This is a genomic window from Micromonospora sp. NPDC047762 (assembly GCF_043204655.1).
Taxonomy (GTDB): Bacteria; Actinomycetota; Actinomycetes; order Mycobacteriales; family Micromonosporaceae; genus Micromonospora.
Genome location: NZ_JBIDCQ010000005.1, coordinates 192737 through 217681 on the forward strand (window position 1 = coordinate 192737; position 24945 = coordinate 217681).

The 24945-nt window shown below is 71.2% G+C and carries 28 protein-coding genes; 17 read left to right on the forward strand and 11 right to left on the reverse strand.

The window, feature by feature from the left end:
• Positions 1-6 precede the first annotated feature (6 nt).
• Both ACGF3C_RS17940 and ACGF3C_RS17945 read right to left on the reverse strand, forming a co-directional pair.
• Complete coding sequence (locus tag ACGF3C_RS17940) at positions 7-1629, reverse strand: acetolactate synthase (protein WP_357206345.1); 1623 nt, start codon at positions 1627-1629, stop codon at positions 7-9.
• 122 nt (positions 1630-1751) lie between these two features.
• The gene (locus tag ACGF3C_RS17945; RefSeq protein ID WP_393223154.1) at positions 1752-2525 is read right to left on the reverse strand and encodes an enoyl-CoA hydratase-related protein; all 774 of its coding nucleotides are present in this window, start codon (positions 2523-2525) and stop codon (positions 1752-1754) included.
• A 98-nt stretch (positions 2526-2623) separates the two neighbouring features.
• On the opposite strand from ACGF3C_RS17945, the gene ACGF3C_RS17950 reads away from it, so the two are divergent.
• The 4 genes from ACGF3C_RS17950 (at position 2624) to ACGF3C_RS17965 (ending at position 4861) form a co-directional block, all read left to right on the forward strand.
• Positions 2624-3103 (forward strand): DUF6232 family protein, encoded by a 480-nt coding sequence (locus ACGF3C_RS17950; protein WP_357226821.1) that lies wholly within the window; start codon positions 2624-2626, stop codon positions 3101-3103.
• 113 nt (positions 3104-3216) lie between these two features.
• Complete coding sequence (locus ACGF3C_RS17955) at positions 3217-3699, forward strand: DUF6232 family protein (protein WP_393223158.1); 483 nt, start codon at positions 3217-3219, stop codon at positions 3697-3699.
• Positions 3696-4085 (forward strand): hypothetical protein, encoded by a 390-nt coding sequence (locus ACGF3C_RS17960; RefSeq protein WP_357226827.1) that lies wholly within the window; start codon positions 3696-3698, stop codon positions 4083-4085. Before ACGF3C_RS17955 ends, ACGF3C_RS17960 begins: the two co-directional genes overlap by 4 nt.
• A gap of 47 nt (positions 4086-4132) precedes the next feature.
• Positions 4133-4861 (forward strand): hypothetical protein, encoded by a 729-nt coding sequence (locus ACGF3C_RS17965; RefSeq protein WP_357226829.1) that lies wholly within the window; start codon positions 4133-4135, stop codon positions 4859-4861.
• Positions 4862-5102: 241 nt separating this feature from the next.
• Here the strand turns inward: ACGF3C_RS17965 and ACGF3C_RS17970 are convergent, their stop codons facing one another.
• Together ACGF3C_RS17970 and ACGF3C_RS17975 are read right to left on the reverse strand one after the other, a co-directional pair.
• Positions 5103-5999, reverse strand: a complete 897-nt coding sequence (locus tag ACGF3C_RS17970; protein WP_393223162.1) for a ribokinase — start codon at positions 5997-5999, stop codon at positions 5103-5105.
• A gap of 23 nt (positions 6000-6022) precedes the next feature.
• The gene (locus tag ACGF3C_RS17975) at positions 6023-6823 is read right to left on the reverse strand and encodes an ABC transporter ATP-binding protein (protein ID WP_393223165.1); all 801 of its coding nucleotides are present in this window, start codon (positions 6821-6823) and stop codon (positions 6023-6025) included.
• Between the two features lie 119 nt (positions 6824-6942).
• Here ACGF3C_RS17975 and ACGF3C_RS17980 point away from each other — a divergent pair, with 119 nt between their 5' ends.
• Positions 6943-7941 carry an ATP-binding cassette domain-containing protein gene (locus tag ACGF3C_RS17980; RefSeq protein ID WP_357226835.1) on the forward strand — a complete coding sequence of 333 codons (999 nt, stop codon included), beginning with the start codon at positions 6943-6945 and terminating at the stop codon, positions 7939-7941.
• Positions 7938-8951 carry an ABC transporter permease subunit gene (locus ACGF3C_RS17985; protein ID WP_357226837.1) on the forward strand — a complete coding sequence of 338 codons (1014 nt, stop codon included), beginning with the start codon at positions 7938-7940 and terminating at the stop codon, positions 8949-8951. The genes ACGF3C_RS17980 and ACGF3C_RS17985 overlap by 4 nt, the downstream gene beginning before the upstream one ends.
• Positions 8952-9074: 123 nt before the next feature.
• Here the strand turns inward: ACGF3C_RS17985 and ACGF3C_RS17990 are convergent, their stop codons facing one another.
• Entirely contained in the window at positions 9075-10250 is a 1176-nt protein-coding gene (locus ACGF3C_RS17990) for an ROK family protein (RefSeq protein WP_393223168.1), read from the reverse strand.
• A gap of 168 nt (positions 10251-10418) precedes the next feature.
• Here ACGF3C_RS17990 and ACGF3C_RS17995 point away from each other — a divergent pair, with 168 nt between their 5' ends.
• The 4 genes from ACGF3C_RS17995 to ACGF3C_RS18010 all read left to right on the forward strand — a co-directional run bounded on the left by ACGF3C_RS17995 (position 10419) and on the right by ACGF3C_RS18010 (position 13715).
• Positions 10419-11873: a glycoside hydrolase family 3 N-terminal domain-containing protein gene (locus tag ACGF3C_RS17995; RefSeq protein WP_393223171.1), complete on the forward strand. Its 1455-nt coding sequence runs from the start codon at positions 10419-10421 to the stop codon at positions 11871-11873.
• Positions 11874-12014: 141 nt separating this feature from the next.
• Positions 12015-12563, forward strand: a complete 549-nt coding sequence (locus ACGF3C_RS18000; protein WP_393223618.1) for a hypothetical protein — start codon at positions 12015-12017, stop codon at positions 12561-12563.
• On the forward strand, positions 12560-13054 hold the full coding sequence (locus tag ACGF3C_RS18005; protein WP_393223174.1) for a thiol-disulfide oxidoreductase DCC family protein: 495 nt from the start codon (positions 12560-12562) through the stop codon (positions 13052-13054). Before ACGF3C_RS18000 ends, ACGF3C_RS18005 begins: the two co-directional genes overlap by 4 nt.
• Entirely contained in the window at positions 13017-13715 is a 699-nt protein-coding gene (locus ACGF3C_RS18010) for a TetR family transcriptional regulator (protein WP_357226849.1), read from the forward strand. The genes ACGF3C_RS18005 and ACGF3C_RS18010 overlap by 38 nt, the downstream gene beginning before the upstream one ends.
• 350 nt (positions 13716-14065) lie before the next feature.
• On the opposite strand, the gene ACGF3C_RS18015 is transcribed toward ACGF3C_RS18010, so the two are convergent.
• Positions 14066-14728: a GNAT family N-acetyltransferase gene (locus tag ACGF3C_RS18015; RefSeq protein WP_357226851.1), complete on the reverse strand. Its 663-nt coding sequence runs from the start codon at positions 14726-14728 to the stop codon at positions 14066-14068.
• Between the two features lie 170 nt (positions 14729-14898).
• On the opposite strand from ACGF3C_RS18015, the gene ACGF3C_RS18020 reads away from it, so the two are divergent.
• Together ACGF3C_RS18020 and ACGF3C_RS18025 are read left to right on the forward strand one after the other, a co-directional pair.
• Positions 14899-15090, forward strand: coding sequence for a DNA repair protein (locus ACGF3C_RS18020; RefSeq protein ID WP_393223179.1), 192 nt, complete (start codon positions 14899-14901; stop codon positions 15088-15090).
• Positions 15091-15240: 150 nt separating this feature from the next.
• Entirely contained in the window at positions 15241-15759 is a 519-nt protein-coding gene (locus ACGF3C_RS18025; protein WP_357199425.1) for a hypothetical protein, read from the forward strand.
• A 10-nt stretch (positions 15760-15769) separates the two neighbouring features.
• On the opposite strand, the gene ACGF3C_RS18030 is transcribed toward ACGF3C_RS18025, so the two are convergent.
• Positions 15770-16498, reverse strand: coding sequence for a Clp protease N-terminal domain-containing protein (locus ACGF3C_RS18030; RefSeq protein WP_393223183.1), 729 nt, complete (start codon positions 16496-16498; stop codon positions 15770-15772).
• A gap of 60 nt (positions 16499-16558) precedes the next feature.
• The gene (locus tag ACGF3C_RS18035; RefSeq protein WP_393223186.1) at positions 16559-17557 is read right to left on the reverse strand and encodes a glycosyltransferase; all 999 of its coding nucleotides are present in this window, start codon (positions 17555-17557) and stop codon (positions 16559-16561) included.
• 112 nt (positions 17558-17669) lie between these two features.
• On the opposite strand from ACGF3C_RS18035, the gene ACGF3C_RS18040 reads away from it, so the two are divergent.
• Positions 17670-18485, forward strand: coding sequence for a DUF72 domain-containing protein (locus ACGF3C_RS18040; RefSeq protein ID WP_393223621.1), 816 nt, complete (start codon positions 17670-17672; stop codon positions 18483-18485).
• 8 nt (positions 18486-18493) lie between these two features.
• On the opposite strand, the gene ACGF3C_RS18045 is transcribed toward ACGF3C_RS18040, so the two are convergent.
• On the reverse strand, positions 18494-20320 hold the full coding sequence (locus ACGF3C_RS18045) for a glycoside hydrolase family 15 protein (protein ID WP_393223624.1): 1827 nt from the start codon (positions 20318-20320) through the stop codon (positions 18494-18496).
• Positions 20321-20490: 170 nt separating this feature from the next.
• Between ACGF3C_RS18045 and ACGF3C_RS18050 the strand changes: the two genes are divergently transcribed.
• On the forward strand, positions 20491-20916 hold the full coding sequence (locus ACGF3C_RS18050) for a VOC family protein (RefSeq protein WP_357223324.1): 426 nt from the start codon (positions 20491-20493) through the stop codon (positions 20914-20916).
• 9 nt (positions 20917-20925) lie between these two features.
• On the opposite strand, the gene ACGF3C_RS18055 is transcribed toward ACGF3C_RS18050, so the two are convergent.
• Positions 20926-22140 carry an FUSC family protein gene (locus ACGF3C_RS18055; RefSeq protein ID WP_357223321.1) on the reverse strand — a complete coding sequence of 405 codons (1215 nt, stop codon included), beginning with the start codon at positions 22138-22140 and terminating at the stop codon, positions 20926-20928.
• A 57-nt stretch (positions 22141-22197) separates the two neighbouring features.
• Positions 22198-22494, reverse strand: a complete 297-nt coding sequence (locus ACGF3C_RS18060; protein WP_357223318.1) for a DUF6582 domain-containing protein — start codon at positions 22492-22494, stop codon at positions 22198-22200.
• 147 nt (positions 22495-22641) lie between these two features.
• On the opposite strand from ACGF3C_RS18060, the gene ACGF3C_RS18065 reads away from it, so the two are divergent.
• The 3 genes from ACGF3C_RS18065 (at position 22642) to ACGF3C_RS18075 (ending at position 24926) form a co-directional block, all read left to right on the forward strand.
• Complete coding sequence (locus ACGF3C_RS18065; RefSeq protein WP_393223191.1) at positions 22642-22941, forward strand: amphi-Trp domain-containing protein; 300 nt, start codon at positions 22642-22644, stop codon at positions 22939-22941.
• 325 nt (positions 22942-23266) lie between these two features.
• Entirely contained in the window at positions 23267-23488 is a 222-nt protein-coding gene (locus ACGF3C_RS18070) for a hypothetical protein (RefSeq protein WP_393223194.1), read from the forward strand.
• Positions 23489-23714: 226 nt separating this feature from the next.
• On the forward strand, positions 23715-24926 hold the full coding sequence (locus tag ACGF3C_RS18075) for a DUF1996 domain-containing protein (RefSeq protein WP_393223197.1): 1212 nt from the start codon (positions 23715-23717) through the stop codon (positions 24924-24926).
• Positions 24927-24945 lie beyond the last annotated feature (19 nt).

A 24945-nucleotide genomic window follows, 5' to 3' on the forward strand; every position in this document is an offset into this window, starting at 1 on the left:
TGCGACTCAGGCCAGGTTCGACGACCGGGGGTACGCGTCGGTCGGGTCGGTGAGCACGTTCACCAGGTACGGCACTCCGGAGTCGAACGCCCGCTGGAGCGCCGGGCCCAGGTCGGCCGCCTTGGCGACCGTCTCCCCCGCCCCGCCGAGCGCGCTGACCACCGTGTCGTACCGCAGCTCCGGCTGGAGGTCGGCGGCGACGTCGTAGCCGTACATGGCACGCATCGGGTGCTTCTCCAGCCCCCAGATGCCGTTGTTGCCGACGACGATCACCACCGGCAGCTTCTGGCGGACCAGCGACTCGACGTCCATCAGCGAGAAGCCCGCCGCGCCGTCACCCATCAGCACGCAGATCTGCCGGTCCGGGTGACTGACCCGGGCCCCCATCGCGTAACCCATGCCGGTGCCGAGGCAGCCGTACGGGCCCGGGTCCAGCCACGTGCCGGGCTGGGCCGGCTCCAGGTACCGCCCGGCGTACGACACGAAGTCGCCGCCGTCGCCGATGGTGATCGCGTCCGGGGCGAGCGCTCGACGCAGCTCGCCGTAGATCCGGGCCGGGCGGATCGGGTCGGTCTCGGCGGCCATCTCCGCGGCGTCCCGAGCCTTCGCCGCGTCCTCGGCGACCCGCAGGTCGGCGATCCAGTCGGAGTGGTCGGCGCGGTCACCGGAGTGATCGGCCAACGCGGAGAGGATCAGGCGCAGGTCACCGGCGGGTGCGGCGGCCGGCTGCACGTGCGTCGCCCGCTGGCTGGGGGCGTCGACGATGTGCACCACCTTGGCGTCACCGAAGTCACCGAAGCTGAGCCGGAAGTCCAGCGGAGTGCCCACCACCACGACCACATCGGCGCCGGAGAGCGCGGCCCGTCGGGCCTTGGCGAACGCCAGCGGGTGCTCCGGCGGGAGCGAGCCGCGACCCATGCCGTTGGTGAAGACCGGCACCTGCAACGCCTCGGCCGCCTCGCGCAACGCGGCGACCGCGTCGCCCGCGTACACGTCGGAGCCGGCGATGATGACCGGCCGCTGCGCCCCGGCGATGAGCAACGCGGCGCGGCCGACCTCCTCCGGGTCCGGGGCGATCGGGTCGACACCCGTCACGGTGGGCAGCTCGGCCTCCGCGACCGAGAAGACCGTCTCCAGCGGGAAGTCGAGGAAGGCCGGGCCCCGGTGCGGGGTGAGCGCGGCGTTCAGCGCCGCACCCACCGCACGCGGGATGTCGTCGGTGCTGAACACCGTCTCGGCGTGCTTGGTGACCGGGGCGACCAACGGCAGGTGGTCCATCTCCTGGAGGCTGCCCGAGCCCCAGCGGAACGCGGGCGCGCGCCCGCCGAGCACCAGCACCGGCGAGGCGTTGAAGAACGCGCTGGTCATGCCGGAGATGCCGTTGGTGACACCGGGCCCTGCGGTGAGCACGGCGAGGCCGGGGCGGCGCTGGAGCTTGGCCACGGCCTCGGCGGCGAAGACCGCGGACTGCTCGTGCCGGACGTCGTAGATCGGGAAGTCGGTCTTGTACGCGGCGTCGTAGAGCGGGAAGACGTGCCCGCCGGACAGCGTGAACATCTCCCGTACGCCGTGCGCGCGTAGTGCCGCGAGCGCCAACTCGCCGCCGTGACCCTCGATCCGCTCCGTCATGTCGCTCCCATCGTCCGTGGCCGGGATCACAGGTTACCGGCCAGTCACTTGGCCCTGCGACCGTGGCCCCGGCCGGTGGACGGTGCCGAGGTCAGAGCGCCGTCGGGGCGGGAGGCGACGGATCAGCGGCCGGTGAAGCCCGGCTTGCGCTTCTCGACGAAGGCCGCCATGCCCTCGCGCCGGTCGTCGGTGGCGAACAGCGCCGCGAAGAGCTGACTCTCCCAGGCGAGGCCCGAGTTCAGGTCCATGTCCAGGCCGCCGTCGACCGCCAGCTTCGCCGCGCGCAGCGCCTGCACCGGGCCCCTCAGGTACGGCTTCACGTAGGCGACAGCGGCCTCGTAGACCTCGGCGGCCGGGACCACGCGGTCGGCCAGGCCGATCCGCAGGGCCTCCTCGGCGTCGACCATCCGGCCCGTCATGATCAGATCCTTGGCGCGGGCCGGGCCGACCAGGCGGGCCAGCCGCTGCGTGCCGCCGGCACCCGGGATGATGCCGAGCTTGATCTCCGGCTGACCGAGCTTGGCGTCCTCGGCGACGATCCGCCAGTCACAGGCCAACGCCAGCTCACAGCCGCCACCGAGGGCGTACCCGGTGATCGCGGCGACCACCGGCTTGGGGATCCGGGCGATCGCGCCGAGCGCGCTGGACAGGTTCGCCGCCCGGTCGGCCATGTCCACGTAGGACATGTCAGCCATCTGCTTGATGTCGGCGCCGGCGGCGAAGACCTTCTCCCCGCCGTACACGATGACCGCGCGGACCTCGGGATCGGCGGTGGCCGCCGTCGCAGCGGCGCGCAACTCCTCCTGCACCTGGGTGTTGAGCGCGTTCATCGGCGGCCGCTCCAGCCGGATCGTGCCAATGCCGTCAGTGGTCTCCAGCCGAACGAACTCGCCCACGCTGCCCTCACTTCCTCGTCGAAGTCGCGTGCCAACCTTACGACCCGGCTCGTTTGGGTAAGTAGTGTGGTGTCAGCCCCGTGGGCGGGAGTCCAGCCATGGTCACGTATTACGACGACAGGTCGGTGCAGGTCACCTCCACCACTCTTCGCGTGGACGGTCGCAGCTACAAGCTGGCCGACATCACGATGATCTGGCACCGCCGGGGCACCCGCTCCTGGCGTGTGCTGGTGGGGCGGGGCGCGATCGGCGCAGCGCTCGCCGGCCCGCTGGTCGCGGCGGTGCTCGGCATCGGCGTGGCCGTCTGGCTGCACCGCTCCCCCACCGTGACGATCGCGATCGTCGGCGCGTCGGTGCTGGTCGGCCTGGCCGTCGGGCCGGTCGCCGACTTCCTCTTCGAACACCTGGACCGCTCGTACGCCCGGGGCAGCCGCCAACTGGAGATCTGGGCCCGTTGGCGGGGCCAGCCGGTGCGTCTGCTGCACACCGGTGACGCGCTGCGCTTCGGGCAGATCTACCGGGCGGTGCAACGCGCGGTGGAGCACAGCCAGCCGGCCCACCCCGCCACGCGCCGCTAGCCGGCCCGTTCCGCACGGGCACGGGCACGGCAGACCGCACGGGCACGGCAGACCGCACGGGCACGGGCACGGCCGGACTCGGCGAGGTTGCCCGGCGGTGGTTAGGCTTAGTGATGACCCTCTATTACCGGGACGACGCGGTGCAGGTGACCTCCGAGTCGATCCGGGCGGGTGGTCACGTGATCGCCCTGTCCGACGTGACGTTCGTCTGGCACGCACGTGGGCAGAAGACCCTCGCCGTACGCGGCCGTGTGCTGGGGCGCGGTGTCCTGGTCCTGCTGCTCTCGCTGCCGCCGCTGGTCGCCGTGGTCTGCGTGCTGTCGCTGGCCTGGTCGGCTCAGGACCGAGGCAACTGGCAGCTGGCGCTGATCATCCTGGCCGCCTGCGCGGCGGGGACGCTCGCGCTGGCACCGTTCCTGGAGATTCCCCTCGGCTGGCTGGACCGCTCCTACGAGCGCGGCAGCCACGTGCACGAGTTGTGGGTGCAGCACCACGGTCGGGAGGACCTGCTGGTGCGCACCCCGGACGCGCTACGGTTCGGGCAGATCTACCGGGCCGTGCAGCGCGCCGTCGAACAACAGGGGGACCACCGATGACCACCCGCCGCCGCGAGGCCGTCGCCCTGGCCGGCCTGCTCGCGACGGCCGGCGTCACCCATCTGGTACGCCCCGGCGTCTACGACCCGATCGTGCCGCGTGTGCTGCCCGGCCCGCCCCGTTTCTGGACGTACGCCAGCGGGGTCGCCGAACTGGTGGTGGCTGCGGCTGTCGCGAACCCGGCCACCCGGCGGGCCGGCGGCCGGGCAGCCGCCGCTCTCTTCGTCGCCGTCCTGCCGGCGAACGTCAAGATGGCCGTGGACTGGCGGCGCCGACGCCCGACACAGCGGGCCATCGCGTACGGCCGGGTGCCGTTGCAGGTGCCGCTGATCTGGTGGGCGCTGCGGGTGGCCCGCGCCGACACCGCCGGTCGACAGTCACGCTGACCTGCTCCGACGGGCGGTTGTGGCACGGCCGACGCACACTTGGCCCCATGGCGATTCCCCTCCCCACCCCGACCGCCGTGGTCGGTCTGACCCGCTCCGCCCTCGACCAGGCGCTCGGCTCGGCCGCCTCGATGGCCGCCGTGCCCGCCCGCGCGTTCGCCGTGCTCGACGGGGTGGAGCAGCTCCTGGCCCGGATCAACGGCGTGGTCGACCGGATCGAGACGACCCTGGATCGGACCGACCAGGTGCTCACCGACGCCGAGGGCGCGGTTCGCGAGGTGGCCGTCATCAGCACCGCCGCGACCACCGCCATCGACACGGCCACCGAGGTGGCCACCGCCGCCGCCGCTGTGGTCGCCGAGGCCGACCGGGTCTCCCGGGTGGCGGGCACCGTGGTCGCCGAGGCCGACCGGGTCGCGAAGCGCGCCTCCGTCACCGTGGGCACCGCGACGGAGGCCGCGGCCACCGCGGCCGAGTTGCTGTCGGCGTACGAGCCGGCGCTGCGCCGGGCCGCACCGATGGCCGAGCGGTTCGTCGGGGAGCTGAGCCACGAGGAGATCACCGCGGCGATCCATCTGATCGACGAGCTGCCCAAGCTCCGGGAACATCTGACGGCGGACATTTTGCCGATCCTTGCCACGCTGGACCGGGTCGGCCCGGACCTGCACGACCTGCTCGACGTCACCCGTGACCTCAAGCTCGCCGTGGCCGGCATCCCCGGGCTGGGCATGCTGCGCCGCCGCGGCGAGAAGCTCGCCGACGAGCCGGTGGGGTGAACGCCAGCCCGCCCGTGCCGTGGATCAGCAGTCGCAGGTGATCGTCGTGGCGGGCGCGGTGTGTCGGTGTTCGAGACCGGGATCGTGACCGAGGTGTTCGGACTGGCCCGGCCCGAATTCGACGTCGACTGGTACGACCTCGTGGTCTGCGCCGAGCGGCCGGGGCCGGTGCCGGTGGTCGGCGGAGCGAGCCTGCACACCCCGTACGGTCTGGCCGAGCTGGCGGCGGCGCGCAACGGGGTCAGGCCGGCGCGTACAGCTCGTCGATCTCGGCGCGTTGCGGCAGCGCCACCGAGGCGCCGAGCTTGCGCACGCAGGCAGCGCCGGCCGCCGACGCCCAGCGCACCGCGTCGACCAGCTCGCGCCCTTCGCCCCAGCCGACGGCCAGCGCGGCGGTGAACGCGTCACCGGCGGCGGTGGAGTCGACCACGTCGACCCGTACCGCCGGCACGTGCACCTCGGTGCCGTCCCGGTCGACGTACCAGGCGCCCTCCCCGCCGAGAGTGAGCACGGCCCGGGGAGTCAGGTCGAGCAGCGCGCGCGGCTCCTCCCGACCCCGGCCGGCGAGCGCCTGCGCCTCGCCCTCGTTGACGACCAGCAGGTCCACGGCGGCGAGCAGCTCGGGTGGGAGGTCCCGCGCCGGAGCGGCGTTCAGGATGACCCTGGTGCCGGCCTCGCGGGCGGCCACCGCGGCGGCAGTCACGGTCTGCACCGGGATCTCCAGTTGCGCGACCAGGACGTCCGCCGTACGGACGGTGGTCAGCTCCTCCTCGGTGAGGCCGACCAGGGCGTCGTTCGCGCCGGGGGTGACCACGATGGCGTTGTCCCCCTGGGCGTTGACCATGACCAGCGCCACTCCCGAGGTGCCGTAGACCACGCGAAGCTGACTGGTGTCCACGCCGGCCGCTGTGATGCGGGCCTTGAGGGTGACGCCGAAGGCGTCCGAGCCGATCGCGCCGAGGAAGGCACAGGAGGCGCCGGCGCGGGCCGCGGCCACGGCCTGGTTGGCGCCCTTGCCGCCGGGCACCATCACGAAGTCGGTGCCGAGCATGGTCTCGCCCTGTCGAGGCAGCGCGGGTGCCATCGCGACCAGGTCCATGTTGGCGCTGCCCACCACGGCGACCCGGGTCTGCGGCACGGCCGTCTCCGCCTGTCCGGCGCTCAGGCGGCGCGGGCGGTGAAGCGGTCGCCCGACCGCTCGACGACGAGTGGCAGCCCGAAGGTCTTGGAGAGGTTGTCACCGGTCAGCGTCTCGGCGAGCAGGCCCTGGGCGACCACCCCGCCCTCGCGCAGGAGTATCGCGTGGGTGAAACCGGGAGGGATCTCCTCGACGTGGTGGGTGACCAGCACCATGGCCGGGGCGTCCGGGTCGTAGGCCAGCTCGGCCAGTCGGGCGACCAGGTCTTCCCGACCGCCCAGGTCGAGCCCGGCGGCGGGCTCGTCGAGCAGCAGCAGCTCCGGGTCGGTCATCAGGGCACGGGCGATCTGCACCCGCTTGCGCTCACCCTCGGAGAGGGTGCCGTAGCGGCGTTCGGCGAGACCACCGACGCCGAGTTGACTCAGCAGTGCCCGCGCCCGCGCCTCGTCGCCACGGTCGTAGTTCTCCCGCCAACGGCCGACCACCGACCAGGCGGCGGTCACCACCACGTCGCTGACCCGCTCGTCGGCGGGCAGCCGCTCGGCGATCGCGGCGGTGGTGAGCCCGATCCGGGTACGCAGCTCGTTGACGTCGGTGCGGCCGATCCGCTCGCCGAGCACGTGCGCGACACCCGTGGTGGGGTGCAGCCGGCCGGCGGCGAGGTTGAGCAGTGTGGTCTTGCCGGCGCCGTTGGAGCCGAGCACGACCCACCGCTCGTCCAGTTCGACACGCCAGGTCAGGTCCTCTAGGAGGGCGGTGCCGGAGCGGCGCACGCCGACGCCGTCGAGGCTGACCACCAGATCCGGGTTCACCGCACCATCCAACCACGCAGCGCCGGGGTGCCCCCCATGGGCGGCACCTCAGCCATAGGGTGAAGCGCCGTGTCATTGATCACCAAGCCCGAAGGACGGCCCATGCCCAGCCGACGTACGGAGCTGCGCAGATGAGCGCGGTCATCGAGATCGAGGGTCTACGCAAGAGCTTCCGCAGCCTGCGCAGCGGCCGACGGGTGGCGGTGGACGGGTTCGACCTGCTGGTCGAGGCGGGCCAGGTCCACGGCTTCCTGGGCCCCAACGGCTCGGGCAAGACCACCACCCTGCGGGCCCTGCTCGGGCTGGTACGCGCCGACAGCGGCCGGATGACGGTGCTCGGCGAACCGTCGCCGGAGTTGCTGCCCCGGGTGGCGGGTCAGGTCGGCGCCATCGTGGAGAGCCCGCAGTTCTTCGGCAACTTCACCGGCTACCGGACGCTGCGGCTGTTGGCCCGCGCCGGTGGTGTGCCGGTCTCGCGGGTGGACGAGGTGCTGGATCTGGTGGGCCTGCACGACCGGGGCGATGAGCGGGTGAAGGGCTACTCGCTGGGCATGAAGCAGCGTCTGGCGGTGGCGTCCGCGCTGTTGAAGGACCCGCGTCTGCTCATCCTGGACGAGCCGGCGAACGGCCTGGACCCGGCGGGCATCCGGGAGATGCGGGACCTGATGCGGTCGCTGGCGGCCAACGGGGTGACAGTGCTGGTGTCCAGTCACATCCTGGGCGAGATCCAGCTCATCTGCGACCACGTCACGATCATCTCTCGGGGGCGGCGGGTCGCGACCGGTCGGGTGGACGAGGTGCTGGCGGGCCACGACCGGCACGAGTTCCTGGTCCGGGTGGCCGAGCCGGAGCGGGCCGTCGAGCTGCTGCACGCGGCCGAGCTGACGGCGGTGGTGGACGGTGGAGCGTTGGTGGTGAGCGGGGTGAGCGACCCGACGGCGATCAGCCGGGTGCTCGGTGAGCAGGGTCTGTGGGTGGGCGAGCTGACGCCGCTGCGGCCGGATCTGGAGAGCGTCTTCCTGGAGCTGACCGGCGCGTACGAGCATCCGTCGGTGCCCCGGCAGGTCGGCGACCCGTCGCTGCCGCAGGACGAAGCTGTGATCGACCTCGATCGGGGAGTGGACGCGTGAACCTGGTGCGTGCCGAGTTGGAGCGACTGTCCGCGCGTCGCTTCGTGCAGCTCATGGTGGTCCTGTTGGCGTTGGCGTTCGCCGTCACGGCGGCGACCACCCTTGCCGGCTCCCACAAACCGAGCGTCAGTGAGCTGAACTCGGCGCGGACGCAGGCCGCCGAGGCGCGGCGTGACATGGAGGCCACCCACCAGGAGTGCCTGGCCCGCCAGGACGGCACCTCAACCTCCGACTCGGACAGGTACTTCCCCAGCGACTGCTCCCAGATCGACCCGATCCGGCAGGACCGGCTGCCGATCGCCGCCGACTTCCTGCCGGGTGTGTTCACCTTCGCCGAGCAGGCCCAACCGCTGCTGTACTTCCTCATCGCGTTCCTGGTGTTGTTCGGGTTCCTGGTCGGCGCCTCCTACATCGGCGCGGACCTGACCTCGGGCGGGGTGGTGAACCTGCTGCTCTGGCGACCGCGCCGGTTGACGGTGCTCGCGACCAAGCTGGGCACCCTGCTCGGCGCGGTGCTGGTCCTGGCCCTGCTGGCGTCGGTGGTCTATCTCGCCACGTTCTGGGTGATCGGGCAGGCTTTTGGGTTGCCGGGCAGACTGGACGGCGATTTCTGGCGCTCACTCGGCGCGGTGCACGGCCGTGGCCTGGTGCTGGTGCTGCTGGCCTCCGCGCTGGGCTTCGCGATCGCCACGCTGGGTCGGCACACGTCTGCGGCGCTCGGCGCGCTCGCCGCGTACGCGGTGGTCTGGGAGTTGGGTGGCCGAGTGGTCCTGGAGATCATCGACGCGCGGAAGTCGGACCTGTTCATGCTGTCCAGCCACATCGGGGCGTGGCTCAACGGCGAGGCGCGGTTCTATGACGAACAGGTCTGCCGGGGCAGCGGCCAACTCCCGTACTGCGAGGGGTTCTACACGGTGACCTGGCTGCCGGCGCTGTTGGTGCTGCTGGCGATCACCGGCGGTCTGACCGCGGCGGCGTTCGCCGTGTTCCGTCGCCGCGACCTGATCTGAGTCGAGGCCGTCGGGTCGCCCCGGTCCGGGCGGCCCGACGGAACGGCCAGGCGACGCCCGGCAGGAGCTTGCAAGCCGTGGGGGCGCGGTGAAATATTCCTTCACATGACCGCCGCAGCGGGCTCAGCCGACGGTGGAGCCGAACACCTCGTCGCGCACGGCGTTGAGGGCGGTGCGCAGCGCGCCGTGCAGGATCGGCTCCTCGGTCAGCCCGGTCGGCACCACTCGCGGCTGGACCAGGGTGATCGCGGCGACCTCCTGCTGCACCCGGTCGGCGAGCGCCGCGCCACCGGCCTGGCCCACCTCGCCGGCGAGCACGACCAGCGGCGGGTCCAGCACCACGCAGGTGCTGGCCACGCCGAGCGCGAGCCGACGGGCGAGTTCGTCGAGCATCGGGCCGCCGTCAGCGCCGGCCGCGACGGCCGCGCGGACCGCCTCGGCGGCGTCGGCATCCGGGTAGCCGTGCTCGCTGGCCACCGCGCGCACCGAGTCCGCACCGATCAGCTGCTGGAAGGCCGGCTTGGCGCGACGCGAGACGTCGCGCGGGATGGGCGCGCCGGGCACCGGAAGGTAGCCGATCTCGCCGGCCGCACCGCTGCTGCCGTGGTGCAACCGCCCGCCCAGCATGATCGCCAGGCCGACGCCGGCGCCCACCCAGACCAGCACGAAGTCCGACAGCCCTCGCGCCGCGCCGGACTGCGCCTCGGCCACGGCCGCCAGGTTGACGTCGTTCTCGAAGACTACAGGTGTGTGCAGGTCGTCCCGCAACGCGGCGAGCAGACCACTGTGCCAGCGCGGCAGGTTGAAGGCGAAGGTGATGTCGCCGGTGCCGGGGTCGACCAGGCCCGGCGTGCCGAGCACGATCCGTCGTACGCTGCTCAACTGCGCCTGGGCGCTGCTCGCCGCCTGCACGACGGCGTTGTGCACCACGCCCACCGGGTCGTCGGTGTCCCGGGTCGACTGCTCCACCCGGCCGATGACCGCGCCGGTGATGTCGGCGCACGCGGCCACCACCCGGTCCGGCCCGACGTCCACGCCGACGACGTGCGCACTGCTCGGGCGGACGGCGTAGAGCTGGGCGTTCGGCCCCCGCCCGCCGGCCTGCTCGCCGACCCGCGCGACGAGGCCGCGTTCCTCCAACCGCTCGACAAGTTGCGAGGCGGTGACCTTCGACAGACCGGTCAGTTCGCCGAGTCGGGCCCGGGTCAGCGGGCCGCGTTCGAGGAGCAGTTCCAGCGCGGCACGGTCGTTGAGCGCCCGCAACAGACGGGGGGTGCCGGGCAGCCGGGTCGCACTCATGACACGTCCTCTAGTTTTAGTAAACTTTGCTAACTGTAAACCGACCTGCGAACGGGTAGCCGTAGCGTAACGGTCACCCGACGGTGGGACGCTCGGCCGAGTCGGCAGGGCCAAGACCACCACCGGTACGACGTTTCGTACCCGCGGGGGCACCGAAGGGGGAAACACGTGGGGTTGGATCCAGGACTGCGCCGGCTCGCGCTGGGCACGCTGCTGGCCGCGTACCCGGGACCGGTTCCGCCGGACTGGGCGGTCGACCTGCTGGCCGACGGGCTGGCCGGGCACACCCTGTTCGGCACCAACGTGCACGACACCGCGCAGGTGGCGGCGAGCACCGCCGCACTGCGCACCGGTCGACCCGACGCGCTGATCGCGATCGACGAGGAGGGTGGCGACGTGACCCGGCTGGCGCACGCCACCGGCAGCCCGTACCCCGGCAACGCCGCCCTGGGTGCGATCGGCGACGTGGCCCTCACCCGACGGGTCTACCAGGCGATCGGCGCCGAACTGGCAGCGCTCGGCATCACCGTCAACCTCGCTCCCACCGTCGACGTCAACACCGCCGACGACAACCCGGTGATCGGCACCCGGTCCTTCGGCGCGGATCCGGTGCGGGTGGCCGCCCACTCGGCCGCCGCCGTGGCCGGGTTGCAGGCCGCCGGCGTCGCCGCCTGCGCCAAGCACTTCCCCGGGCACGGTGCCACAGTCACCGACTCCCACCACGAACTACCCACAGTGGATGCTCCGCTGGGCCTGCTCCGCCAGCGGGACCTACCGCCGTTCGCGGCCATCGTCGCCGCCGGGGCGCGCGCCGTGATGACCGCGCACATCCGGGTGCCGGCACTCACCGGCGCCGACCCGGCCACCTTCAGCCGAGCCGTCCTTGTCGACCTGTTGCGCACCGAGTACGGCTTCACCGGCACCGTCATCACCGACGCGCTGGAGATGAAGGGTGCCGCGGTGGCCGCCGGTGGGGTCGGGCCGGCTGCGGTCCGGGCCCTGAGCGCGGGTGCCGACCTGCTCTGCATCGGCGCGAAGGTCGACGCCGAACTGGTCGAGCGGGTGGCCGCCGAGATCGTCGACGCGCTCGCCGACGGCCGGCTGGCGAGAGCGCGGGTCGAGGAGGCGGCCGGCCGCGCCGCCGATCTCGCCGCCTGGACCCGGGCCGCCAGCGGGTCACCGGCCACCGGCGACACCGAGCTGGGGTACGCGGCAGCGCGTCGAGCGGTCCGGGTGGATGGCCTGCTCACCGGCCTGGACCAGCCACTTGTGGTGCAACTGCACACCGAGTCGACGATCGCCGAGGGGCGGGTTCCGTGGGGCCTCGGTCCGCACCTGGACGGGGTGTCGGAGATCCGGGTGATCGCCGCAGAGACCGACCCGGCCACGCTGCGCGGGCTGGCGGGCGACCGTCCCATCGTCCTGGTCGGACGACACCTGCACCGGCTGCCCGGCGGCCCGGACCTGATCGCCGACCTGGCGGCCCAGCACCCCGTGACAGTGGTGGAGATGGGCTGGCCGGCACAGTGGCGGCCCGTCGGCGTCCGCGCCTTCGTCACCACCTACGGCGCGAGCCACGCCAACGGTCGCGCGGCTGCCGAGGTGCTCGGCCTGGCCGGCTGAGCCGCGGCGTTCTCCGGCCGGGCTGAAAAGCTCGGCCGGATGTCGCGCCCCGGCACCGCGCCGAAGTGTCCACAGTCACTGGTCGCCACTTCTTGAACATGTTCAACATCGGCCCTAGTCTGATGACGTCGGTAGTTGAACATGTTCAAGAAGGGCGTCCACATGGACATCAAGGTCTGGATGTACGTGATCTACCTCGCGGTCAGCATCGGCCTGACCATCTGGGTGGCTCGAGCACTGTCCCGCAACGGGCAGGTCTTCCTGGAGGAGGTGTTCGCCGAGGAACGACTCGCCCGGGCCGTCAACAGCCTCCTGGTGGTCGGCTTCTACCTGCTCAACCTCGGCTACGTCACGGTGGCGATGAAGCACCCCGACCCGGTCGATTCGACCAGCCAGGCCATGGAGGAGCTGTCTATCAAGATCGGTTTGGTGCTGCTGGTGCTCGGCGCGCTGCACTTCTTCAACGTCTTCGCGCTCGGCCGCTACCGCCGAAACCGACTCCGCCAGCTCGCCACCCACCCCCCGCTCGCCCCGATCGGCCGACTCCCCATGCCGTCCGCCCCTCCCGGATCGCAGTTCGTCGGCGCGTACCCGGGCGGACCGCAGCCGACCGGTGCACACCCGGCAGGACCCCCGCCGGCTGGCCCGCAGCCGGGCGTCGGCCCGACGAACAACCCACAAACCCGATGACCGCGCCCCCGACCGGCGGCGGCGGTCGGCTCCCGGATCCCACCGCTCACTCCGGCGGTGGGATCCGGGGGTTCACCGTCCTGTTCGACGCCGCCTGCCCGATCTGCCGCGCCGCCCGCCGCTGGTTGTCGTCCCGCGCCCAGCTCGTACCCCTGGAGTTCGTGCCGGCCGGGTCCACCGAGGCCCGGCGGCGCTTCCCCGGCCTGAACCACGACGCGACGCTGCGCGACCTCACCGTGATCGCCGACACCGGCGAGGTGTACGCGGGCGACGGCGCCTGGTTCGCCTGCCTCTGGGCGCTGACCGACCACCGGTCCACGGCCGAGCGGCTGGCCCGACCGCACCTGCTGCCCCTCGCCCGCCAGACGGTGGCCGCCGCCTCGGCGATCCGCGAACGGATCCGCGACCCGTGGGCCGAGCCGACCGACGAACCGGCGGGATACGGTGACCTCGATGACCGAAGAGCCTGCGCAGACGACCACTGCGGGTGACCCAGCCACCGCCCGGGGCGAGCAGACCCGGCAACTGATCCGGGACACCGCGATGCGGCTGTTCCGCGAACGCGGATACGCCCAGACCACCATGCGGGCGATCGCGCAGGAGGCCGGCGTGGCGGTCGGCAACGCCTACTACTACTTCGGCTCCAAGGACCACCTGATTCAGGAGTTCTACGCCCAGTCCCAGGTCGAGCACCGGGCCGCCGCGCAGCCCGTGCTCGATCGGGAGGAGGCGTTCGGTCCCCGGCTCGCCGGAGTGCTGCACGCGGGGATCGACGTGTTGACGCCCTCACACGGATTCGCGGCGACCTTCTTCAAGACGGCGGCGGAACCCACCTCGCCGCTGAGCCCCTTCTCCGCTGAGTCCTCCGGCCCCCGACAGGCGGCCATCGACCTCTTCGGCGAGGTGTTGACCGGCTCGACGGCCACTGTCGACGCCGAGCTGCGTCCACAGCTGCCCGAGCTGCTCTGGCTCGCGTACATGGGCGTGATCCTCTACTGGGTGCACGACCGATCACCGGGCCAGACCAAGACCCGCCAACTGATCGACGGGGCCGTGCCGCTCATCGATCGCCTCGTGGCGCTGTCCCGACTCCGGGTCCTTCGGCCGGTGACCCGACAGGTGCTCGACCTGATTCGTACGCTCCGTCACTGATCCGGTCGACCTCCTTCGGCTGGCGAAGCAGCAGGTCAAGTCCGCTTTTCGACACTCCGAACCGACAGCTTCAACCTTGCCCCGAGCCTGTTCGATACGTAGCGTGATCGACACGTAGCGGCCCGCCGCTACACCCGGAACCGGGGCCTGGGGGGAGGTTGCGGACCGTGGATCCGGCCCGGGATCCACGGTCCGCGCCCATCACCCCGCCCCCACCCCACCCCACCCCACCCCGCCCCACCCCACCCCACCCCACCGATCTTGCAGTTTCGGTGGTTGAGATGCGTGGAATGCCCGGGTATGTCGCGACAGAAAGTGCAAGATCGCGGACAGTTGCGGCTTCGGGCCGGTCAGCGCGGATAGACCCCGTACGCGCGCCAGCCCCGGTCCGGGAAGCCAGCCGCTTCGGCGACCCGAGCCGAGGCGTGATTGTCCCGCTCGTGCAGGTAGGTAGGGATCGCTCCCTCGTCGAGCACCCGCCGCGCAGCCTGGGCCACCAGCCGACGGGCGAGACCACGCCCCTGGGCGGCCGGCACTGTGCCGACTGCCAACTCGTGCCCGTACGCGTCGTGCCGTTTGATCGCGGCACCGGCCAGATAGGCACCGTCCGGGCCACGGACCACCAGTACCGGCCGGTCGAAGAGTCGCAGCCACGGCGGCAGCCCGGTGGCGGTCGGCTCGGTCCACTCCCCCACGTCGGGCAGCGGAGCGGGTGTCCGGCTCCACCGGAACGGACCGTCGTGTACGCAGAATTCGGGCCGGCCGACGGCCTCCGGCAGCGCGGCGAGCAACCGAGCCGGCGTACGGCGAACCAACGCGCGGATCGCCGCCACCCGGTCCGGCGCCACGGAGAGCACGGCGCTCTGCCCGGTGTCCACGGCGAGCGCGGGGCGTAACCGGCCGTCCCAGGCCGGTTCGGCACGCCGCTGCGAGGCGACCACGTGCAACCCCGGCCCGGCCGGCCACTGGCCGAGCCAGGTGGCCAGGTGCAGGTGAAGTCGCCGGTCGAGCATGCGCACCTCCCCGCGTCACCCGACCCGTCGTCGATCACCGTACGCCGGAAGGCAGGGCCGGGCGCAGGATACGTCAGGGCCGAGCGGAAAAGGGCCCGGGAACCGAGCACTGGGATCGACCGTCATATGTATTTCCATATCTGGACACCTTTGTTTGGGACGGTGAACGCATGCCGATTCAGCCGAGCGACCACTACCAGCAGGATCCCGAGCGACTCTGGCGGGCGGCGGAGGCCGTCGGGGGCAATCCGCCCCAGCCGCGCTACCGGAACCCTCGGACGGTCGGCGGCGGCCTGTCGTGGGCCGGCCTGAACAAGCTGTCCGTCGGCAGCTCCGGTCGGCACCGCCTGAACAACCACTGACGCCCCACCGAGCGGGTGGCACCGAAGGGCAGCCTCTGACGTTCGCCCGGGGCCGACACACCGGAGGAGGTCCAGCGGCGGCTTTCGCACACCTGTCGGGTAATTTCTTGTGGTCCGCCATCCCGGCCTACGACAGGAGAAGCTCCGCGCATGGGCAAGAAGACGATCCACGTCTCCGACTTCACCGGCACGGTTCTGCAGCAGGACGACGAGGTGGTCCGCGTCGTCGTACTGGAGCACCCGGACCTGGTCGCCGGGCCCGTGCAGTTGGACGCCACCCCGGGCGAGGTGGAGAACATCGACGACGCGGCACTGGACGTGGCGGTGGTGGAGATCCACGATCGGCACGGCCACGGTGAGCCCCGCCGGGTGGTGTTGACCGCCAGCGAGTTCGACGCGATGGCCACCGACGTGCCGATGGCGCAGCTGTTGAAGACGGCCGAGCGGGTCCGCCCGCCCAAGGCCCGCAAGACCACCGAGAAGATCGACTACGGCACGCTGGAGCACGCCGGCAAGCCACACCGGGGCCGGGTCACCGAGGAGGAGGCCCGCCTGGTGCGCGAGCAGCTCGACGAGGTCAACAAGCGACTCGCCGACGCGGGCGTACGCCAGATCGACCCGGCCGATCCGGAGCACGCCCTGCGTTACGGCTTCCCTGAGGCGTCCTGACCCCGCGTTCTCACTTCTTTCCGACGGCGGCGGCGAGGGCGCTGGCCAGGTCGCCCTCGACCGTCGCCTTGTCCAGGCCCAGGTTGGTGAGCACGCCGGCGCCGTCCTCCTGCTCCAGCAGGGCGAGCAGGATGTGCTCGGTGCCGATGTAGTTGTGCCCGAGGCGCAGCGCCTCCCGGAAGGTCAGCTCCAGCGCCTTCTTGCCGCGCGCGTCGTACGGAATGAGGTCCGGCACCTGCTCGACGCGCGGTGGCAGGACGGCAACGACCGCCTTCCGTACCGCCTCGGAGGTGGCGCCGCGACCAGCCATCACCCTGGCGGCCAGCCCTTCCGGCTCGGCCAGCAGGCCCAGCACCAGGTGCTCGGGGCCGATCTCGGCGTTGCCGCTGGCGCGGGCCTCCTCCTGCGAGGCCATCACCACGTTGCGGGCGCGCGGGGTGAACCGGCCGAAGCCGGCGTTGGGGTCGAGCGCGGCCGCGTCGGTCGCCTTCGGCACGAAGCGCTTCTGGGCGGCCTGCTTGCTGACGCCCATGCTGCGGCCGATGTCGGTCCAGGAGGCGCCCGAGCGCCGGGCCTGGTCGACGAAGTGCCCGATCAGGTGATCAGCGACCTCGCCGAGGTGGTCGGCGGCGATGACCGCGTCGGTGAGCTGGTCGAGCGCGTCGGTGTGCGCTGTCTTGATCGCCTGGATCAGGTCGTCGAGCTTGACGGTGCTGCCGATCTGAAGAGGATCTGTCATGCGTCAACCATAGGTTGACGCATGCGCCTCGTCAACCCTGAGTTGACGATGGTGGTCCCGTCAGGCGGCGTACTCCGGCAGGAGCTGTGCGACGGCCTCCGGCGACGGCATGCCGGCGATCTCCTCGGAGATCAGTCGTGCGGCGTGCCGCTGGTCGACCTGACCACGCCGCGGAAGCAGGAGGTGTGTCTGCTCGGCGATGGCGCTCGCGTCCACCTCCCCGGGGAGGAGCCGAAGACCGACCCCGGCCGCGGTGAGGGCCTCCGCGTTGGCGAACTGGTCCGCGCCCTGCGGCAGCAACAACTGGGGTACGCCGGCCGCGAGCGCGCCGAGGGTGGTGCCGCTGCCGCCGTGGTGCACCACCACGTCGGCGAGCGGCAGCAACTCCGCCTGCGACACCCACGGATGCACGCTGACCTGGTCGGGGATCTCTCCGAGCTGTTCCACTGGCACCCGGCCCGCCGCGACCACCACCTGCGCGCCAAGCGTCGCCAGACCGGCGATGGCCGTGCGGAGCAGCTCAGGCGTACCGAACGCGGTGCCGAGGGTCAGGTAGATCAGCGGCCGGCCCAGGCGAGCGGGCAGTGGGGCCGGCGTCGAGAACGCGACCGGTCGCAGCTCGATCCGGCGTTCGGTGGCGAGGAAGTCCCTGTCCTGCAGCGAGGGTGGCCAGATGTCCAGGTGCGGCCTGCCGACGACCTCGGCGTTCCTGGTCGGGAGTTCCAGACCGATGCCTTCGGGAAACATCCGGCCGAACCCGTGCCACAGGCCCGGGATCCCGGCCCGGTGAGCCGCCACGGCCGCCCCCGGCAACCCCCACTCGTGCACCACCAGGTCGGGCCGCAGCCGCGCCAGCTCCGGTGCGAGATCCTCGGCGTACACCTCGTAGAAGGCGTCGCCAGGGCGGAACGGCCGCAGGCCGTTCGCGGCGAGCGGCGCGTGCACCTCCGGGCCGGCGGCGAAGTGGACCTCGTGCCCGGCGTCCCGGGCGGCGATCGCCAGCGGGATCAGCGGGTAGGTGTGACCGACGGACGCAAGACTGGCGAACAGCACACGCATGGCGACGGACCCTACCTGCCGGACCGTGGGTCCCACCGGGTCTGTCGGCCCGGATACGGTGGGCTCCGGTCAAGTCGGAAGGGCGGTCATGCGTCTGCACGTGGGGTGCGCGATGTGGAGTCACCGGTCGTGGCCGGGTCACCGGCTGCCACCCACCGAGCGCCTGGCGCACTACGCCAGTTGGTGCGACGCAGTGGAGGGCAACACCACGTTCTATGCGACCCCGGCCCGGGAAACCGTGGCCTCGTGGGCCGCCCAGACGGACCCCGAGTTCCGGTTCGTCCTCAAGCTTCCCAAGGTCATCACGCACGAACGCCGGCTCACCAACGTCGACGAACCACTGAGCGCCTTTCTGGACGCCATCGGACCGCTCGGCCCGCGCGCCCACACCCTCTGGATCCAACTGCCCGGCTCGTTCGCGCCCGCCGACGTCCCGGCCCTGGGCCGTTTCCTGCAACACCTTCCGCAGTCCCACAGGTACGCGGTGGAGGTGCGCCATCAGGCGTTCTTCACCGAGGAGCGAGCGGCCCGACTGCTCGGGGCGACCCTCGCCGCCGCCCACGCCGAGTGGATCCCCTTCGACACGACCGCCTTTTTCGCGAGCCCGCCCACGAGTGACGCGGAGCGGGACGCCTGGACCAAGAAGCCCCGCGTGCCGCTCCGGTCCCTCGCGCTGACCGACCGGCCGATCGTCCGCTACCTCGGCCGCGACGACCCGACGCGCACGGTCGAGGGGTGGCAGCGCTGGATCGACGTGACAGTTACCTGGCTACGCGAGGGACGCTCGCCGACGATGTTCATCCACACCCCGGACAACGCCGAAGCGCCGACGCTCGCCCGCCGGTTCCACGACGAGGTACGGGCACGCGTACCCGGGCTCGACGCGTTGCCCGAGCCGATCCCGGTCGAGCCGTTGACGCTGTTCTGACCGGACCGTCAGCCCTGGTCGAGCAGGTCGTCGAGGTGGGCCGCCGTACTGATCAGCGAGAGGTGGCTGAACGCCTGCGGGAAGTTGCCGATCTGCTCGCCGGTCGGCGCGATCTCCTCGGAGTAGAGGCCGAGCGGGTTGCTGTAGGTCAGCATCTTCTCGAAGGTCAACCGGGCGTCGTCGAGCCGGCCGGCCAGGGCGAGCGCCTGCACGTACCAGAAGGTGCACATGTTGAAGGTGCCCTCGGTGCCGGCGAGACCGTCCGGCGAGGCCCTCGGGTCGTAGCGGTAGACCAGGCTGTCGGAGACGAGGTCGGCGTCCATGGCCCGCAGCGTCGACTCCCACATCGGGTCGGTCGGCGAGATGAAGTTCAGCCCGGGCATCGCCAGCAGCGAGGCGTCCAGGATGTCGGAACCGTAGTGCTGCACGAACGCGCCACGTTCCCGGTTGAACCCGCGTGTCATCACCTGCTGGTAGATGGCGTCGCGTTCGGCGGACCAGCGGGCGATGTCGCCGGGGCGGCCCCGGCGTCGCGCGATCCGGATGGCCCGGTCCAACGCGACCCAGGAGAGCACCCGACCGTAGGTGAAGTCCTGCCGGCCGGACCGGGTCTCCCAGATCCCGTCCTCGGGCTGGTCCCAGTGGTCGCAGAGCCAGTCCATCAACCCTGCCGTCTTGCGCCACCCCTCGTACGGCGCGATCAGACCGTTGCGGTCCGCGAGTTCCAACGAGATGAGCGCCTCGCCGTAGATGTCGAGTTGCAGTTGGTCCGCCGCGCCGTTGCCGATCCGCACCGGTGCCGAGCCGCGGTAGCCCTCCAGGTGACCCAGCACCTCCTCCGGGATGTCAGGTGAGCCGTCGATGCGGTACATGATCTGCAGGGGCATGTTGCCGTCCCGTGCCTCACGGATGCGCGCGTCGAGCCAGAGCAGATACTTCTGGGCCTCGTCGGTGAAGCCCAGGCGCAGCAACGCGTGCACCGAGAAGGACGCGTCCCGGATCCAGGTGTAGCGGTAGTCCCAGTTCCGCTGCCCGCCGATCTGCTCGGGCAGCCCAGCGGTGGGCGCGGCGACAAGGGCGCCGGTCGGTGCGTACGTCATGAGCTTGATGGTCATCGCCGACCGCTCGACCACCTCCCTCCAGCGGCCCTTGTAGCGGGAGCGGCCCACCCACCGCCGCCAGTGGTCGCGGGTCTCAGCGAGCAGTTCGCACGCCTCCTCGGTGCTCAGTGCCCGGGGCGCGTCCGGGCTGGCCGTCTCCAGGGCAACCCCGCCGATGTCGCCCGCGTGCAGCGTGAACCGCGCGGACACGCCGTCGGCGTCGCGGTGGAAGTCCCCCACGTGGAACGCCCGCTCCACGTCCTTGAAGGCGGCGAGGGAGAAGGTCAGCGTCGGGCTCCGGAAGACGTCGCCCTCGGGGTGCACCTCCAACTCGTACGGATCACGCCCGTAGTTGAACCGCGGGCGGCAGTGGAAGCGGAACTGCATGCTCCCCCGGACCATCCGGACCAGGCGGATCAACCGATGTCGGTCGGTGGCCTCCGCACCGGTGACGGGCATGAAGTCCAAGAGCTCCCCGACACCGTCAGCGCTGTGGAAGCGGGTGATCAGGATCGGCGTACCGGGCAGGTAGAGCTGCTTGCTGGAGTAGTCGACGCCGTCGGGCGAGAGCTGGAAGTGGCCACCGTTGCGGCGGTCGAGCAGCGCGCCGAAGACGCTCGGCGAGTCGAAGCGCGGCGCGCAGAACCAGTCGACGGTGCCGTCCGTGCTGATCAAAGCAGCGGTCTGCAGGTCACCGATCAGACCGTGGTTCTCGACTGCCGGGTAGCTCTGCACGTTGTCCCCCGCCATCCGTGCTGGCAATGGCAGCGACTACCCGGGAACTGACGGAAGATGCGACCCGCCGCCCGACACGGCCGAGACCCACCGCTCATTGAGGAAGCAAACCTTCCGCAATCGTCGATAGCGTCATCACCAACGACATCGACGAGACGAGAGGACACCCGATGAGCCTGCGAGGATTCGCCACACTGAACATCTGGGCGGACGACGTGGCAGCGGCCACGGCCTGGTACGCGGACTTCCTCGGGATCGAGGCGTACTTCATGCGCCCCGGCCCCGACGGACGCCCGGCCTACACCGAGTTCCGCATCGGGGACTACCAGGCCGAGTTGGGCATCATCGACAGTAGGTACGCGCCGGCCGGCGCGGCGACCGGGCCCGGCGGCGCGGTCATGCACTGGTGCGTCGACGATCTCGAGGCGACAGTCGCGCGGCTGTTGGCGATGGGTGCCACGGAGTACCAGCCGATCACCCCGCACGGGGACGAGGGGTTCGTCACGGCGGCGGTCGTCGACCCGTTCGGCAACGTGCTGGGCGTCATGAAGAACCCGCACTACCTCGACATCCTCGCCTCGCTCAAGACGACGTGACGGCTCGGCTCAGCCCCATTCGTCCGGGTCCGCCGTCCGCCGCACCAGCTCCGCCGCCCGGTCGGCATCCAACCCGCTGGCGATGAGCAGATCGTGTGCCGCCGTACGGAACTCACCGGCGGCGATCATGCCGGAGTAGCCCAACCGGTGGGTGTGCGGGCGGGTCGGATCCGCTGCGGCTGCCCCCTGCGCCTTCCCGATCAGCTCGACAGCCGCCAGGATCTGTTGGCGGGCCTCCCGTGGTTCCTCCCGTGCGCGGATCGCGCATCTGAGGGTCTGCACGCTCGTTGCCAGCAGGTCGATCGCCGCGGGAAACTCCTCGGATATCGGCTCGTCGTCCCGAAGGGCTTTCGTGAGCCGCCTCGCGATGGACCGGCAGCTGTGCAGGCTGCGCTCCATGTGGCGGACGGCTTCGGTGTAGAAGGCCAGGGATGGTCGTTCACGCCAGCGCAGTGGTGCCAGTCGGACCACCTCCTGTGCAGCGTCGAGCCCTTCGTCCAGCGCTCTCAGTCGAGGGCTGAGCGTCCGCAGCGCGCCCAGACCCCGCTGGGCCGCGCCGAGATCGCGACGGCGGAGCGCTGCGGCCAGGTCGTGCAGAGCGACGAGGGCCGGGTCGAGGACAGGTTCGGCCAGCCGCTGCACCGTCCGCTGCGGGTGGATGGGCACCACCAGCAGACCGACCGCCAGCCCGATCAACCCGCCGACAGCGGCGTCGACGAAACGGGGCACTGACAGGTCCCGTACCGGAGGTTCCAGGGTGGCGATGAGCACCGCGGTGCCGCCGGCCTGGGTGAGCAGCGAACCGCCGCCCTTGAGCAGCACCGCGACGATGATCGCCAGCACGACGACCACACCGGTCTGCCAGGCCCCGATGCCGAAGAACGGCATGAGCGTGTCACCGACGGCGAGCCCGAGAACCACCCCGACCAGCAGTTCGATGGTGCGCCGCAGGCGTGAGCCCATCGAGGCGGCCACGATGCCGACCGCGGTGGTGGGCGCGAGGACCGGGGTGGGATTGCCCAGGAACTGGAACACCACGAACCAGGCCAGCGCCGCCGCGACGCCGGCCTGCACGGACAGCAACCCGTAGAGACGGAGTCGCCAGGCGCGGGTACGCAGCCCGTGGCGCACCCGCTCGCGCAGGCCGTCCGACACCCGGATGGCCCTGGCCCCCTCGCGCGGGGACGGGTCGTCGCCGGTTGCTGGCTGCTGCTTCGCGGGCATCCGCGCCGCTTACCCAGGGCGGGCGTCCCTATCCGGCAGGTACGCGGCCAGAATCGGTCAGTGGGCCGGATTCGGCGTGTGCGGAAGTTTGCCGAGTTGACGCCAGTTCGTCTCCGCGACCTCGACACCGTAGTGGGCGGCAGCGGCGAGGATGTTCTGAAATGCCAGGTCACGCTCCTTGTCGGTAACGCCCTGCACCTGGTCGAACCGGGCGATGGCGTTACGGACGTGGCCCGCGTCGGTCATCGGCTCCTTGCGTTTGTCGGGGAACGCGAAAACGCTCTCCGGCAACTCGCGCTTGTCCTTGTCCGACAGGCCACCGTGTTTCTCGTGGGGTTTCCAGGTCGACGTCATCCCCCACCAGTACCCGCCAACTGTCCGGTAGCACCTCGCTCGCCGACATTTCCCCTGCTGACGGCCCACCACCACAAGATCCATACCATGCGGCCGACGTGCGTGCGGCCGAAGCCCTTCCCCGGCGGTCCTATGTGGAGTGCGAGCATGGCGGGCATGGATATCTACGAGGACGCCCGTACGGTGTCACGCTCGGACCTGGCCGCCTGGCTGCGTCAGTTGGCGAACCAGCTGGAAGCCGACGGGCGGCTCTTCTACGGCGCTGCGGGTGCCGTGTCCGTGGCGGACACCGTGCGGTGCGAGTTGGAGATCGAACGGGAGAGCGAGACGGAGGTGTCCGTCGAGATCGAGTTCTCCTGGATCGAGCCGACGTCCACGCCGGCGGCGAACGAGGTCGAGGAGTCTTCGAGCGCGGAGCAGCAGGCTGAGGTCACGCCGGAGGCGTGATATCGGGCGGACGACGTACCGAACGGACGTCTTCGACCTGCTCATCGTCGTGGCGCCGCTGATGCCCGGCGTACGCGAGAACGTCACGATGCTGAGGCTGTTGCGCCTGGCCCGCATCGTCCGCGCGTTCCGCCTCTTTCCCGGATGTTGTTGGCACAGCTACGCGTGATCACTACCGATCTGGAGCACCGGCTGCCGAAGGCCGCGCGCACGGCTCGGGAAGACCAACCGTCCCCTGTGGACGCAACCCGTCCGTAATGATCTAATTCAGCCGCTAGTTCCGCTTCCGGGTGGGATGTCCCACCTGCTGCTCGTAGGAGATCGCATGAGCGTCACCGCCGACTTCAGCAAGCTGGTCGTCAAGGCCTACCAGGACAAGTCCCTCGCCGAGCTGGTCGACTCCCCCGTGAGCGCCCTCACCGGCGTCAGCGCGGGAGACGCCAAGCTGCTCAAGGAGGCGTTCAACATCACCACGGTTGGCGACCTCGGTCGCAGCCCGTACTTCCGCACCGCCCAGGCACTTGTCGCCCTGAGCGCCGCCAAGTAACGACGACGGCAGTGCCGGTGGGGGCACCGATCGTCGGACCGGACGGTCGCTGCCTCCACCCCCAGGTGGCAAGCAGTATGGGGACGCTGCGGCTGGGCGGGACACGAACGACCAACCTTCTTTAAGGAAGCTTTAGGAAACTGTCGGTCGTGATCGGGAAGCGCCTACCATACGGCGGCCGTGGCCGTCCGGGTCAGCGCCGTCGTCTGCTCGTTGGGAGTGACCCGTGTCGTACGCCTCGTTGCCCGAACCGGACGCGAGCCAACCGCCGCCCCGTCACCGCCCGCCGAGCTGGTTCACCCGCAACAGACTGGGCGCGGCCGCGGGAGCCGCAGTCGCGCTCGTCATCGCCGCCGGAGGCGTGTACCTGGCCAGTGGCGACGTGACGCCCGAGCCGTCGAACGCGGCCAACGCCCTCGAATACCCCTCGCCACCGGCCGGGCAGCCGGCATCGCCCGGGGTGGCGGCATCGGCCGCCGCGACGCCGTCGACCGCCACGACCCCGTCGGCCGGCGCGACACCGTCGACCGCTGCCGCGCCGAAGGCCCCGGCAACCGGCTGGATTCCGGTCGACCGGGCGACCTGGAACGCGCAGGCCGACGCGTACCGGGCGTTGAAGATCGACCCCGTTCCGTCCGGGGTGGGCAACCTCCCGGAGTTCCGGGCCGACTGCCAGTACAGCCACCGGCTACCGGACGACCCGATCGTCGCCCCCGGCCTACCGGGGGCGTCACACATGCACTCGTTCGTCGGTAACAAGGCCGTCGACGCGAGCACCGTCGCCGGCGACCTGACGAAGTTCACGGCCACCTCCTGCAAGCCCGTCCAGGACCACTCCGCCTACTGGGTGCCCACGCTCTACGACAACGCGACGGGAAAGCCGGTCGAGACCACCGGGTTCCGGGTCTACTACCGCTCGCTGGCCAAGAACTCGACAGGCCAGATGCCGATGCCCAACGGCCTGCGCATGATCTCCGGCGACGCCAAGAAGAAGAAGCCGACCCCGCGGGGCGCGACCGGCCAGTTCTACTGCGCCTTCTACGGCCCCGGTGACCTCGACGGCATCGCCCGCAGCACCAATGGCAACTGGCCCATCTGCGGGGGCGACGCGACGCTGCACTTCATGATGCAGTTCCCCGACTGCTGGGACGGCAAGCACCTGGACAGCCCCAACCACAAGGACCATGTGGCGTACGGCAGCGGCAACTCCTGCCCGACCAGCCACCCGGTCCGGATCCCGGCGATCACCTTCGACATCCAGTACCCGGCGAAGGGCACCCCGGCGGGCTACTACCTCTCCTCCGACAAGGAGGGTAAGAGCGCCTCGTCGATGCACGGCGACGCGTTCGTGATGTGGGACGTCGACACCATGAACAAGCGCACCAAGAACTGCGTCCTCGGCCGCCGGACCTGCGACAACTACGGCTACCAGAAGTAGCCCGGGGCCAGGCCCGTGT